Raw genomic sequence first — 13,244 nt, 5'->3', positions numbered from 1 at the left:
TTTGACAGGGTTAGCAACCAGTTTACACTTTGAAAATGTACAAGCTATGAACGCGGCCGATGTAAAAAATGGAAGCAGATGTCCAACTAACGCTCAAATCAAAAAAAGCCGGAACGCTCTGTACGCGGCCTCCGTTTTACAGAAGCCTGCGCCAGAAAGTTCCGGCTTTCAGCATACGATTTTTGAACCCTCTCCACATTCTTATTTAAGCTCAGACGATAAATCCGATCCCGCTCATGCGCTGCTCCAGCATTTTGCGCAAAACAGAGCCAATATGAGCCCCCGCTTCCACGGGCGGCGTACCTCTTGCATGAATATTGGAAATAACCGTTCGCTCCGAATCCTTCCTTCCCGGATAGGGGCGATAGCACATATAAGCGCTCATTGAAGTAGCTGCCGCAAGGCCAGGGCGTTCTCCAATGAGAAGGACAAGCAACTCAGGCTCCAAAATCCGCCCGATATCGTCCATACAGCCAACCCGCGCCCCTCTGACGTAGAAGGGTGTTCCCGCCGTTAGCCCGTTTGCTTCCAATGAATCCATTAAAGCAGGCAGAATATCAGGCAGATTGGCATCGACCGCCTTGGCGCTCAGCCCATCCGCCACAACGACCTGCACTTGAGGACGCTTCAAGCAGCGCTCCGCTATTGCCGCACTCCCCTCTTCGGACAGCAGCCTGCCTTTATCAGGACGCTTCAAATATAATTCTTTGTCATGAAACTGGGTATCAACCGAAAACAATTCGAATTCCGCAAGCAATGCCGGAGATACTTCCCCGTATACCGCATCCACCGCATGGGCATGATCCAGCCTCAGCTTCAGTACTTCCTGCGTAAGCGCACGGGTACCTGAGCGGCCAACTCCAATTCGGGCGGGCGAGTGGGCCGCGAGGCTTTCAAAGATTTCGGCCTGCCTTTGTCGATCCATTAGATGACCTCCTCTCTCAATAGACAAACCGGATGGCATCTCCCGCCTCAGCAGTGAGCCTGCCGCCCCGCATGACGCCAACGCTTTCCAGCCATGCTTCAAACGCAGGAGCCGGCTTCATCCGCAGCGTCTCGCGCACGGTGGCAATATCATGATAGCTTAACGACTGGTAATTCAGCATGCAGTCATCCGCTAACGGAACGCCAATAACGAAGCTGACTCCAGCAGATGCGAGCAAAATGCTCAAGTTATCCATATCATTCTGATCAGCCTGCATATGGTTCGTATAGCAAATGTCGCAGCCCATTGGCAGCCCGTGAAGCTTCGCCATAAAATGATCCTCAAGCCCCGCGCGGATGACCTGCTTGCTGTCATACAAATATTCAGGACCGATAAAGCCGACAACCGTGTTGACGATAAACGGGTTAAACCGTTTTGCAAGGCCGTAGCATCTGGCTTCCAGCGTAACCTGATCGATGCCGAAATGCGATTCCGAAGACAGCTCGGAGCCTTGCCCCGTCTCAAAATACCAGCGGTTCGGCCCCTCCGCTGTACCCCGTGCGCGAATTAAAGCATCCGCTTCCTCAAGCAGCGCCAGATCAATGCCGAAGCCGCGATTGCCCTCCTCGGTTCCGGCGAGGCTCTGGAAAAGCATATCTGCAGGAGCCCCTTCCTCCACTGCACGCATTTGCGCCGTGATATGGGCAAGCACGCAGTTTTGGGTTGGAATCGCCCAGCGGTCTATGACCTCCTTCGTCGCATAGAGCAGCGACTTCATATTTTCAACCGCATCCGTCGCCGGGTTGATGCCAATGACCGCATCACCGATGCCGTAGCTGAGCGCCTCGAACAGCGAAGCCTTCATGCCGCCTACATGGTCGGACGGGTGATTCGGCTGGGCGCGGGAAGCAAGCGTCCCCTTATAGCCGATTGTCGTCCGGCAGGTTGTCAATATTTCCATCCGCGAAGCCGCCTGAATTAAATCCAGATTGGACATCAGCTTGCATACCGCCGCTATCATTTCACTCGTCAAGCCCGAGCCGACCCGCAGCAGCTCGCTGCCTGTCGTATCGGAGCGAAGCAAATACTCCCGCAGCTCGCCGACCGAATAGTTGGCGAACGCCTGATAGACGTCCTCGGCAAGATCCTCCTCGATCAGCCGCGAAACCTCGTCCTTATCGGGGCATAGCAGCGGATTTTCCCGTATATCTGCGAGGCGCAGCTCCGAGAGCACATATTTGGCGGCAACCCGCTCCGCCGCATCGGCAGCAGCAATGCCTGCCAGCCGGTCTCCCGATTTCTCTTCGTTTGCTTTGGCCAACACCTCTTTCAAATGATGGAAGGAGTAAGTCCGGCCTTTGAGTGTAACGGATAACTTCATGCCTGTTCCTCCCCGCTCTCCCGCCGGTGAAACACCAGCGTTTTCATGATTACCGGAACCATGTCCTCCTTTATTGGAAGGCCAACGTCAACATAATCGCCGTCAACGGCGTTTATCTGATCGACGCATACGAGCCGCTGCTTGCCACGCAGCCGCTTCGCAAGCGCATGTCCGAGCGCCTTGGCCATATCATTTTGGCAAATGACCAGCAGTACTGAGGACTCAGGAGCAGCAGCCGTATATTCGGCGTATAACGCTGCTGCCAGCTTTTGCAGGCGAATATACGAGCAAACTCCGCCGCCTTGCAGAGCTAAAGCAAAGGGCGGATCGGACATTCCGCTGCCATACAAGCCAGCTGCCAGCTGCACACTGGCCTGCACCGCTTGCTGCATCTCGTCATCGGCTGGCGGCAAGCGACAGATGCCAACCGGAATGTTGCGCAGCGGCAGCGCCTCCAAATCATAATACAACGTCGCTCCGCTCACCTCCGTCATATGCGTTCCTGCGCCAATAACCGTCGCACGGGCCGACTCTTCCGCTTGCCTGACCGGAACCCCATGCCGACTTGCCAATTGCGCCAGCTGCGCTCCTAGCTCCGGCCCGATATCGCCATATTTGGCTATTTCCTCCATTGTAAGGGAATCTGACATATCCATCAATGCGCCCACTCCGCCGGAAATAAAAATTTCGCCTGGCATCGGGAGTTCACCGACAGGCGGCGCGACAAGCAGCACATCCGTTTCCCATCCACAGCGAACCGCATGTCCGCCTGATATGATGCACGAATACAAATGCTCTGCCATTCGCTTGCACAATAGACGCAAAGCTGCGAGCGGAAGCAGACTGCCTATCGCGGGCAGATCGCTTTCATAGCCCTGTTGCTTTGCCCAGAGCTGCCAATGGGCTGATACATATAAGACTTTCCCCTCAGGTGTTAAACGAATAAGACGGCCGCCAATATGCAGCGTCACCGTCCCTATCATAGCGCCATCGCGGAAATAGGCCGCATTTGCCGTCCCGCCGCCGACATCCACGTTGACGATTACGCCTGGCTGCCGCGCTGAGCGGGCAGCCGCTCCAGAACCTCGCCCAGCAAGCAAGGATTCCAGATCAGCACCTGCTGTTGCGACGACAAATTGTCCAGCATGCCCGGCCATCGCATGTACAATTTTCTCAGAATTGTCCTTCGTCGCCGTCTCGCCCGTGATGATAACGGCTCCGGTCTGCACATCCTGCGGCTTAATGCCGGCCTGTTGATATTCTCGCTCCAATAGACACGATAAAGCTTGCAGATCAATTTCGGATTCGCCTAGCAGCGGAGTTGAAAAAACCGGGCTTATATAAGCCAGCCTTCGCTCGGTGATTTCATAGCGCGGCAGTGAAAAGCCTCCGGAGGTCTCTACAACCTTAAGCTTCGAAACAATCCACTTGGTTGTGCTTGTGCCCAGATCGATGCCTACACTCGTCAGCCATTTCTCCCGCGCCATGCTGCTCATGCCATTTTCCAGCCAATTTCCGGCGGTATTCGGCGGGCGCATCCCGTGGATATAGCAGCTTCAATAACGGAAATCCGCACTTTAGCAACGACCTGCTCATTAAAGATGCTCGGAATAATATATTGCTCATTGAGCTCCTCGTCCGAAACGACGGCAGCAATGGCCCGCGCCGCTGCCAGCTTCATTGCCTCATTAATATGGCGCGCGCGGCAGTCCAGCGCCCCCCGGAAAATGCCGGGAAACACAAGCACATTGTTAATCTGGTTCGGCAGGTCGCTGCGACCCGTTGCAAAAATGCGAACATGGGGCAATGCTTCTTCCGGCTCGATTTCCGGCGCGGGATTCGCCATTGCAAACACAATGCTGTCCTTCGCCATCGTCTGAATATCCTGGCTATTCAGCAGGCCGCCCCGCGATACGCCGATGAACACATCCGCTCCAGCTAGCAGTTCCTTCAAGCTTCCGGGAGTTCGTTCAACCTGAGGCTGCATCGCCAGCCACTGCCACATCGGATTGTCATAGGCACCGCCGAAGACGATAGCGCCGTCCCGATCAATCGGGACGAGACGGCTCGCTCCTGCGGCAAGCAGCATTTTACAAATCGATACGCCTGCCGCTCCAATCCCATTCACCACAATTCGTACATCCGCAAGCTGCTTCCCCGTTACCTTGAGCGCATTCAGCAGGCCAGCCATCGCAACGATTGCCGTACCATGCTGGTCGTCGTGAAATACTGGAATATCCAGCTCCTCCACTAGCCTGCGCTCAATTTCAAAGCAGCGGGGCGAAGAAATATCTTCAAGATTTATGCCGCCAAAAATCGGGCTGACCGCTTTAATTGTGCGGATCAGTTCCTCCGTGTCCTGCGTATCCAGGCAAAGCGGGAACGCATCTACATCCGCAAGCTGCTTGAACAGCATCGCTTTGCCTTCCATAACGGGAGCAGCAGCATAAGGTCCAATGTCGCCAAGCCCCAGCACCGCCGTTCCGTCGGTAATAACCGCAATCGTATTGCGCTTGATTGTCAGCGAATACGCCTTATCCGGGTTTTCATGAATGGCCTTCGACACTTTAGCCACTCCGGGCGTATACACCTTGGAAAGATCATCCCGATTTTTGACCATTAGCTTCGGGCTCGTGGCAATTTTCCCGCCCAAATGCGCGAGAAATACCGGGTCAGATACATGGATTAGCTTCGTCCCTTGCAGCTCATCCAGCCGCCTTAACAATGGGCTTTCATCCGAATCATTAATATGGACTGTAATGTCGCGTACCGACATGTCCTTGCCAGAGCGAATGACATCAATTGATGTCATATCGCCGCCAGCATGGCTGACCTGAGAGGCAATCTCGCCGAACTGAACCAGCCGATGATCCATCTCCAACCTTATAATCAAACTGCTAATCGTCATGTATGCTTCCTCCGCCATTTTGGCATCCGGTTCTATTTTTGCTTCCATACATCTGGAGGACCGGCAGATACGCCGCCATCCAGTACAAATTCCGCTCCTGTCGCATATGAAGATTCATCGGAGGCAAGATACAGGGCCAGCCGTGCTACGTCGAGCGTACTGCCTACTTTGCCAAGGGGAACAAGCGCCCCTTGATCCTCCACCTTCTTGCTTGCAAGCTCTGCCGCATAATCGATCATTTGCGTATGAATATAGCCCGGATGAATGGAGTTGACCCGAATATTCGCTGAAGCAAACTCAAGCGCCGCATCCTTCGACATAATCCGGACAGCCCCTTTGGTCGCGCCATACAGCGTGAGCCCTGAGGCCCCAAACAGGCCCGCATTGGATGATGCATTAATAATCGAGCCGCCTTTGCCACCGGCCAGCATCAGGGGAATAATATGCTTCATTCCAAGAAAAACTCCTGTTACATTAACGGACATCAGGCGCTCCCAATCCGCAAGCGTCGTCTCCAGCAGCGGCTTAATCAAAAACAGCCCCGCGTTGTTGAATAAAATATCCGCTTTGCCGTAAATGTTCGCCGTCTGAGCAGCAACCTCCTCCCAGTCCGTCTCGCTGCGTACATCATGCTTAACGAATAAAGCTTGTCCGCCCAGCTCTATGATTTCCTTGACAGTCCTCAGACCGCTATCCTCGTCAATATCCGTTACAACGGCGCTGGCCCCCTCGCCTGCAAACAGCAAGCTGGTCGCTCTACCAATTCCCGTTCCACCGCCAGTGATGACGGCCGTTTTTCCTTTTAGGCGCATTCAAACGTCTCCCTTCCGGACTATACGATCCAAACGATGGACATGCCTGCTCAAGTCTGCGTCTTCGTGCGGGCGTAATAATCGAACATAACCGCGCCGATAATAATGCAGCCTTTGAATACAGACTGCCAGTACGGGCTTAGCGACAAACTGTCAAAGACGTTGGACAGCACCGCCAAAATACAGCCTCCCACAATCGTTCTCCAGATCGCTCCTTCGCCCCCGCTTAGCGAGGTTCCGCCAATGACGACTGCCGCAATTACGTCCAGTGCAATCGTCTCGCCGATATTCGCCTGACCTTGGCCGAGCCGTGAAGCAATGAGAATGCCAGATACAGCTGCGCACAATCCGCTTAAGCCGTAAGTGCTGGAAATAAGCCAGTTCACGCGAAGGCCGGACAAGCGGCTCGCTTCCTTATTGCCACCAAGCGCATACAGCGAACGGCCATAGGTTGTAAAAGCAAGCACGATCGCACCAACGACGTAAACGAGGAATAGCAGGAACACCGCGATGGGAATCGCGCCAAGCTCGCCGGAGCCCATCCATTGAAACGATTCTTTTTGGACAAAGAAAGGCTGGGCATTGGAATAAATAAGGGCAATTCCCGTAAACACAGAGCCTGTCCCCAGCGTAGCTACAAATGGTGGAACCCTGAGCCTCGTCACGAGCACACCATTAATGAGTCCTGCAGCCAAGCCGACAACGAGCGTAATGGCAAAAGCAACCGGAAGCGGCATGCTGTCCGCATAGCTCGCAATTAAAGTGGCGCACAGCGCATAAATGCCGCCCACCGACATGTCGAGTCCGCCTGTAATCATTACAAAGGTCATCCCAATGCTCATAATGCCGACAATCGCGAGCTGGCTAAAAATATTGACTAAGTTCGCCGGGCGCAAAAAACCCGGATACAGGATGGCAGACAAACCAACCACAACGATAAAAGCAACGACCACTCCGTAGCGCAGCATGAGGCTATTCATATTTTTGAACAATCCCTGTCGCTCCATATTCCTATTAAGCTGATTTTCCAGCGTGCTCATACGATAACCCCCTTTTTCTAAAATGTAGCTTGCAAAATATGATCGACGCTAATTTCCGAGCGCTGGCTCAGCTCCTTCACCAGCCGTCCTTTGGACAGCACCAGCACGCGGTTGCTTACGGCAATGACCTCCTCCAGCTCCGAGGAAATAATGACAATCGCCATGCCTTCGTTTGCAAGCTGGCGTAATATTTTCAGCACCTCGACCTTGACGCCAATATCAATGCCACGGGTAGGCTCATCGACAATGAGCACCTTCGGGCGCAAATTGCATACTTTCGCCAGCAGCACCTTCTGCTGATTGCCTCCGGAGAGATTGCGGCAAAGCGTTTGAATCGGACGGGTAAGGCCAAATCTTTTGCTAAGTCCATCAGCGATATGGCCGGCCTTCGCCTTGCGGTAAAAGCCCAGCTTCTTGACCTGCCCAAAGTTAACCATGTTGATATTGTCCTCGCAGGACATTCCGAGCACCAGCCCCTGATGCTTGCGATCCTCCGGCGCCAAGGCAATGCCCAGGCTCATCGGATAGCCTGGCTCACGCGGCCATTTGACCTGCTTTCCTTCAATCCACAGAGTGCCGGTCGATTTGGGCTCAAGTCCGGCCAGCGCCCGCACGAGCGTCGTCCTCCCCGAGCCTACCAGCCCGCCGATGCCGACGATTTCGCCGGCATGGAGCGTAATCGCAATATCCTCGATTGCGCCCGGCACACTCACCCCGGTTGCCCGAAGCAGCTCCGGGCCGGGAGGAGTATCCTCATGCTGGGTTTCCTGCGTCACTCTGACAATTTCCTCCGCCACCTCTGCACCTAGCATGGAAGACACCAGCTTGTCCTTCGTCCAATAGGCACGCGGCTGGCTCACAATCTTCTCCCCATTGCGCAATATCGTCACGCTATCGCTGAGCTCAAGCACTTCATCGAGATGATGGCTCACATAAATGATCGTAATACCGCCCGCTTGCAGCGTCTTGATCGTTTTCAGCAGCGACTTGCGCTCAGGGGGAGCGAGCGAAGCCGTCGGTTCATCCAAGATCAGAATGCTTGCATTCAGCTGGAGGCCTCGCATAATTTCCAGCATTTGCTGATCGGCAATCGACATATTCCCCGCCCGCTGGAGCGGCGAAATATTCACTCCCATTATTGCGCAAAGCTCCATATAGCGCTTTGTCATCCGCTTGCGGGAAATAAAGCCGTTGACCGACAAGAGCTGCCCTAGAAAAACATTTTCCAGCGCACTGAGATTGGGGGCAATCGTCAGCTCCTGATAAATCGTCGCAACACCGAGCTTGCGCGAGGACCTTGGGTCGCCGTAATGCAGCTCGCTGCCAAATATGCGGACGCTCCCCTCGCTCGGAGCTGTCCGGCCGGACAAAATGCCAAGCAGCGTCGATTTTCCCGCTCCATTTTGTCCAACCAGCGAATGAATTTCTCCGCGCTGAATGTCGATATTCACCCCGTTCAGGGCGCGAAAGCCTCCATAGGACTTAATAAGCTCCGATATTTCAATCGCCATTTCCTTCTTTACCGGCACCGCTTCAGCCACAGCTCCTCCACTCATTCGCAACCTCTCCTCCGCTTAATATTCTGGCAATCCTTTAGCTGTAAAATCAGCCATGTTGTCCTTATAGACAAACGGTGTGCCAGGGAGAATCGGATCTTTGGTCAGATCGATATATTTCTCTACTTCTTTACCGTTGAACGAATCGTAGAGCGCCTGGATCGCATGCTGAACCTCCTCGACCGGAAGCATGACAACCGTCGATTTGATTTTGCCGGAGCTTACCGAATCAAAGGCCCATTTGTCGCCGCCGAAATCATAGACCGCTACATCATCGCGTTTGGCCGCATCAATCGCTTTAACGACGCCGACGGTCATGCCCGAATAGTTGGAGAAAATAACGTCGAGGTTTTTATTGGCCTGCAAAATATTTTGTGCCACTTGGAACGCCTCGTTCGCCGTATAAGTCGTCGCATGCATGCCAATCAGCTTCCACTCCGGGTGATTTGGCAGCTCGCTGTCAAAGGCTGCCTTCATGCTCAAGTACGGACCGCCAGTTGCCGGGCCGCCAATGACGGCGATTGTGCCGCCTTCCGGCTTGTCGCTGAAAATTTTATTCACGATTTCTTTATAAACGTTGACTTCCTGACCGCCCACATAAGTCAGCGTTCCTTCCTGCCAATCCGGCGATCCGCACAGCGTAGCATTAATGATGGCTACCGCTACACCTTTGGCCGGCACATCCTTGGACAACACCTTGCAGAGCTGGTTGCCATCGACCGGTTCAACGACGAACCCTTTATATTTCCCGGTTGTCACCGCATTTTGAATTTGATTGAGCTGCGTCAACGGATCAAAGCGTCCGTCGAACGTATCGATTTCGAATCCGAGCTCCTTCGCTTTGGATTCTGCTGCTTCCAACCCTTTTTGAAGATATGCATTTGAGGCTCCAGCGGAAAAATATGCAATTTTCCCAGCTCCGCCCGCTGCGTCTGACGAGCCAGACGGCTCGGGTGAATCGGTGCCTGGACTGGAGCTATTTCCGCTGCAAGCGGAGGCTGCAAAAACAAGAACAAGAAGGGCGATTCCTGCTATCATGTGCGCGGATAAACGTTTCATATAAAATCCTCTCCCTTTTCTCATAAGTTAGTTGGAACGTTCCTGTGCATATGGAGCATGATTTGCGTACATTCCGCTTTTGCGAATGCGGTCATTGAAAGTCGTCGCCGCGCCAGTCTTGCGATTTTCATAAAGCAAATCCAGATTGACGGCTCCAGTTATGACGGTTTGTACGTTCGTTTCCGCTTCAACAGCTATGCCGTTGGCCGTCCACGGCGTGTCGCATGGCGTCAATATTGCGGAGCGGCCATAACCGCTGTCAATCGGCTTGCCGATCTCACAAATCGTCGGGCAATGCACGACATAAATCTGATTTTCAATGCTACGGGACTGCGCGCAATGACGAACCCGCCAAAAACCGAACTCCGTGTACGTATAGGATGGACAAAATACAATATCCACTCCCTGCCTGCTCAAAATATGGGAGACCTCGGGAATTTCAGCCTCATAGCAAATCGCAATGCCAATGCGGGCCGGACCAATGTCAAAGACGTTCAGCTCCTCGCCTTCCCTCGTCTTCCAATTGCCCTCTGCGGGAAAAATATGCGATTTCTTATGCTCCGCTATGTCGCCATTCGGCTGAAAGATCGTGCTTACATTAAAATAATCCTCGCCCCGCTTCTCCAAATGTGAACCGGCGACAATAATTTGCCCCCGCTGCGCTGCAAGGTCTGCGAACAGTTTCTTGAAAGGAACGGTAAATTGGTCCAGCCTCATCATCGCTGACGGTCCCGCTGTCTCCCAATCAGGGAATGAGGTCAGCAGGCCAACGGTGAACAGCTCAGGGAACAGCACATAATCCGAATCCAGCGGCACTTCCTCCATCAGCCCTCGAACCTGCCGTTCAAAGTCTTCAAAGCCGGATACACGCTCGGCGCGGAACTGTACAGCAGAAATACGAATGTTTGTCATAGTTGCCTCCTATTTAACCAGTGTAGGCTTTCTCTTATGAGTTGCTTGCATCTGCCTCGTTATCGGTATAGGCATCATAAATTTCACCTAGCGTTGCGAACCAGGCTCCGCGCGATTCCATATGCTGAATCAGCTTCTCCAGCATTTGAATGTTATGCGCCCGGCCAATCGTCTGCGGATGTGTCGTAAGCACATAACATGCACCCTCTTCATGGTCACAAGCATAGTCAAATATATCTCTCCAACGCTCGAATACCTCATGCGTAGAGCGCATGCCTTCCGCTCCGCCAATGACATATTCTTGGGTTGGAAAATCATCCAAATACCATGAAACCGGAATTTCCACGATTCGGCTAGGCGGGCCAAATACATTCGCCTTGTCCATATTAATCTCTACGACTTCCCTTGGGCGGTAGGGATGCAGATCATTGCCCATCAGACTGCTGTCATAGCTGAATCCGTGCTTCTCCAGCAGCTTCAAGGTATTGGGGCTGTAATCCCATGCAGGCGAGCGGTAGCCGCGCGGCTTGACCCCCAGCCTATCCAGCGCCGCAAAGCCGCGGAGCAAAATTTCTTCCTCTTCTTCATAGCTCATATGGGTTGGATTTTCATGCGCATAACCGTGATGGCAGATTTCATGTCCGGCGGCTACGATTTCACGACATACCTCCATATGCGTGTCGATCGTATGGCCCGGAATGCACCAGGTTGTCGTGATGCCGTATTTGCGGAACAAATGAAGCAAGCGCGGTGCGCCCACCTCTGCGCAAAATTCGCCGCGTGACAGATAGGCAGGCGAGAAGCGGTCGAATGTCCCCATCCATACGGATGCTGCATCAAAATCGACACCGATGTTGACGGCGACCTTTTTTCCTGTAGGAAGTTTCACCTTACCAGATCGTTGCATTTTTAACCCTCCTGTTAACTTTTCTCACATGATTTTGTCATTCGTCTGATTTAGGGCTTAGAGCCAGTTGCATTTGCCCCGGCCGCTTGAATTCATTATAAGATCGCTTACAAAACAAAAAAACTCTAACAATTTGCGGAAAGGTGTACTTTTTTACGGTATCAGGTTAATATTTCCTACACATTCATGCATTTATTTTTTAAATAACACTTGTCAAGCTCTTTACTATTCATGATATATTAATTAACAAGCGTTATAAAAGTCTATCGTCTATACCATGATCAGAAATTAAAGGAGGGTCCCGGTGGCGAGAGTGCCTTTGAGTGTAAAATATAAAATGATGCTTGTTCATACCATCGTCATTATGATTCCGATAATTGCTGTCCAGTGGTTGGCTTTTCAGGCGCTGAGCAGCAAGCTCTACGATAATGTTGTAGAGAGTAATCTCAATATTTTAGATGAAGCAAGCAACAGCCTGATCTTTCTTAATCTAAATGCACTGCAGCTGGAGGATAAAGGAAACGATCAGGTCCAGCAATTTATTTTATATGGCCTTGCCAATACCGCCATGGGAAAAGACAGCGACGTCATTATTAGCAACCATAGCGGGCAAACGTTATTTTCCACGAATAAGCATCTCGCTTCCAAGCATCTGCATGAACAAATTTTCACATCCAAGGAGGGCAAAGGCTCATTTACCGTCGATTATCTGCATGTCAAACGGGTCGTCTTCTATTCGTATAATGCTTTCGCAGACTGGTACATTATTGTGTACACGCCGGAATCATCCATTATGGAAAAGCTGTCGTACATTCATCATTTAATGGGTATTCTGATGCTTTCGAGCGGAATTATGTGCGTCGTGCTCATTATTATTCTATCGATCTACTATTCGGGACCGATTATTTTGTTAAATCGGAAAATGCGGCAATACGCCACCGGAAAAATCGAAATGATGCGCCCAAGTCGGCGCCAAGACGAGGTTGAGGAATTGGAGGGCTACTTCGAGGACATCGTTATTCGGCTGAAGGAAAGCGTAAATCGGGAATATGAGATGAAAATGAAATCCGATAAAGCGAAGCTGCTGGCGCTGCAAGCACAAATTAATCCGCATTTTCTCCATAATGCACTGGAAACGATCAATTCCATTGCCCTGATCCACCGTGTGCCGCTCATTTCAGAGCTTGCTCGCTCCCTGTCCCAGATGTTCCGCTACAATATTGTCAATGAAGAGAAGCTTGTGACAATCGATGATGAGCTTCATCATATTGAGCATTATTTGAAGGTTCAATTAATCCGCTTCGATCAAGCGATTCAAACGAAAATCGATATTGATCCCAACGTCCGAAAGAGCCGCACGATCAAATTCGTCCTGCAGCCTATTATTGAAAATAGCATTGTGCACGGCTTTCGAAATATAGACAAGGAAGGCTTTATTAACATTACCGGGTACTGCGAACGAAGCCGGGTTATTCTCACCATCCGCGACTCCGGCGAAGGCATGAGCGAGGAAGAAGTCCAGCAAATGAACGATAAGCTTGGCAATTTGGACATGTCGCTTAGCCTGGAGCAGGATTCGCAGGAATCGGCTGGGCATAATCGCGCTTATGAATACGGAATCGGCATATACAACGTCAATAACCGCATCAAGCTTGCTTTTGGCGAGCAATACGGCCTCACTTACCGCGCTATGGAGGAAGGACTGCTGGTCATCATTACATTGCCTTATCAACCGGAGGGATAA

General features: G+C 52.1%; 11 protein-coding genes. 1 reads left to right on the top strand and 10 read right to left on the bottom strand.

Features of this window, described 5'->3' with window-relative positions; translation table 11 throughout:
* Window positions 1-211: 211 nt before the first annotated feature.
* Genes eutC through AC6B99_RS19180 form a run of 10 tightly spaced genes read right to left on the bottom strand, consistent with a single transcriptional unit; the run spans window position 212 to window position 11,500 of the window.
* A complete protein-coding gene (eutC, locus tag AC6B99_RS19225; RefSeq protein ID WP_494858212.1) occupies window positions 212-964 on the bottom strand; it encodes an ethanolamine ammonia-lyase subunit EutC in 753 nt (250 codons plus the stop codon).
* A complete protein-coding gene (gene eutB, locus AC6B99_RS19220) occupies window positions 942-2,306 on the bottom strand; it encodes an ethanolamine ammonia-lyase subunit EutB (protein ID WP_496664011.1) in 1,365 nt (454 codons plus the stop codon). The genes eutC and eutB overlap by 23 nt, the downstream gene beginning before the upstream one ends.
* The gene (locus tag AC6B99_RS19215; RefSeq protein WP_496664010.1) at window positions 2,303-3,802 is read right to left on the bottom strand and encodes an ethanolamine ammonia-lyase reactivating factor EutA; all 1,500 of its coding nucleotides are present in this window, start codon (window positions 3,800-3,802) and stop codon (window positions 2,303-2,305) included. The genes eutB and AC6B99_RS19215 overlap by 4 nt, the downstream gene beginning before the upstream one ends.
* A complete protein-coding gene (locus AC6B99_RS19210; protein WP_056032776.1) occupies window positions 3,799-5,214 on the bottom strand; it encodes an NAD-dependent malic enzyme in 1,416 nt (471 codons plus the stop codon). Before AC6B99_RS19210 ends, AC6B99_RS19215 begins: the two co-directional genes overlap by 4 nt.
* Window positions 5,215-5,246: 32 nt before the next feature.
* Entirely contained in the window at window positions 5,247-6,026 is a 780-nt protein-coding gene (locus AC6B99_RS19205; protein ID WP_056029709.1) for an SDR family NAD(P)-dependent oxidoreductase, read from the bottom strand.
* A gap of 50 nt (window positions 6,027-6,076) precedes the next feature.
* Window positions 6,077-7,066, bottom strand: a complete 990-nt coding sequence (locus AC6B99_RS19200) for an ABC transporter permease (protein ID WP_200931583.1) — start codon at window positions 7,064-7,066, stop codon at window positions 6,077-6,079.
* A gap of 17 nt (window positions 7,067-7,083) precedes the next feature.
* Window positions 7,084-8,622, bottom strand: coding sequence for a sugar ABC transporter ATP-binding protein (locus AC6B99_RS19195; RefSeq protein ID WP_081418592.1), 1,539 nt, complete (start codon window positions 8,620-8,622; stop codon window positions 7,084-7,086).
* Between the two features lie 18 nt (window positions 8,623-8,640).
* Window positions 8,641-9,681, bottom strand: a complete 1,041-nt coding sequence (locus AC6B99_RS19190; RefSeq protein ID WP_056029712.1) for a sugar ABC transporter substrate-binding protein — start codon at window positions 9,679-9,681, stop codon at window positions 8,641-8,643.
* 27 nt (window positions 9,682-9,708) lie between these two features.
* Window positions 9,709-10,593, bottom strand: a complete 885-nt coding sequence (locus tag AC6B99_RS19185; protein ID WP_496664009.1) for a nitrilase-related carbon-nitrogen hydrolase — start codon at window positions 10,591-10,593, stop codon at window positions 9,709-9,711.
* A 34-nt stretch (window positions 10,594-10,627) separates the two neighbouring features.
* Window positions 10,628-11,500, bottom strand: a complete 873-nt coding sequence (locus AC6B99_RS19180) for a polysaccharide deacetylase family protein (RefSeq protein ID WP_056029718.1) — start codon at window positions 11,498-11,500, stop codon at window positions 10,628-10,630.
* A 304-nt stretch (window positions 11,501-11,804) separates the two neighbouring features.
* On the opposite strand from AC6B99_RS19180, the gene AC6B99_RS19175 reads away from it, so the two are divergent.
* The gene (locus AC6B99_RS19175) at window positions 11,805-13,244 is read left to right on the top strand and encodes a sensor histidine kinase (RefSeq protein WP_056029721.1); all 1,440 of its coding nucleotides are present in this window, start codon (window positions 11,805-11,807) and stop codon (window positions 13,242-13,244) included.

Source organism: Paenibacillus liaoningensis, from assembly GCF_059609455.1.
The sequence above is the reverse complement of the archived record's forward strand: the minus strand, read 5'-3'. Positions and strand labels throughout refer to the sequence as shown.

Excerpts from the sequence above, each read along its gene's own strand:
- AC6B99_RS19215 (WP_496664010.1), bottom strand. The coding sequence starts at position 3,802 with ATGAGCAGCATGGCGCGGGAGAAATGGCTGACGAGTGTAGGCATCGAT.
- AC6B99_RS19190 (WP_056029712.1), bottom strand. The coding sequence starts at position 9,681 with ATGAAACGTTTATCCGCGCACATGATAGCAGGAATCGCCCTTCTTGTT.
- AC6B99_RS19180 (WP_056029718.1), bottom strand. The coding sequence starts at position 11,500 with ATGCAACGATCTGGTAAGGTGAAACTTCCTACAGGAAAAAAGGTCGCC.
- eutB (WP_496664011.1), bottom strand. The coding sequence starts at position 2,306 with ATGAAGTTATCCGTTACACTCAAAGGCCGGACTTACTCCTTCCATCAT.
- AC6B99_RS19200 (WP_200931583.1), bottom strand. The coding sequence starts at position 7,066 with ATGAGCACGCTGGAAAATCAGCTTAATAGGAATATGGAGCGACAGGGA.
- AC6B99_RS19185 (WP_496664009.1), bottom strand. The coding sequence starts at position 10,593 with ATGACAAACATTCGTATTTCTGCTGTACAGTTCCGCGCCGAGCGTGTA.
- AC6B99_RS19195 (WP_081418592.1), bottom strand. The coding sequence starts at position 8,622 with ATGAGTGGAGGAGCTGTGGCTGAAGCGGTGCCGGTAAAGAAGGAAATG.
- AC6B99_RS19210 (WP_056032776.1), bottom strand. The coding sequence starts at position 5,214 with ATGACGATTAGCAGTTTGATTATAAGGTTGGAGATGGATCATCGGCTG.
- AC6B99_RS19205 (WP_056029709.1), bottom strand. The coding sequence starts at position 6,026 with ATGCGCCTAAAAGGAAAAACGGCCGTCATCACTGGCGGTGGAACGGGA.
- eutC (WP_494858212.1), bottom strand. The coding sequence starts at position 964 with ATGCCATCCGGTTTGTCTATTGAGAGAGGAGGTCATCTAATGGATCGA.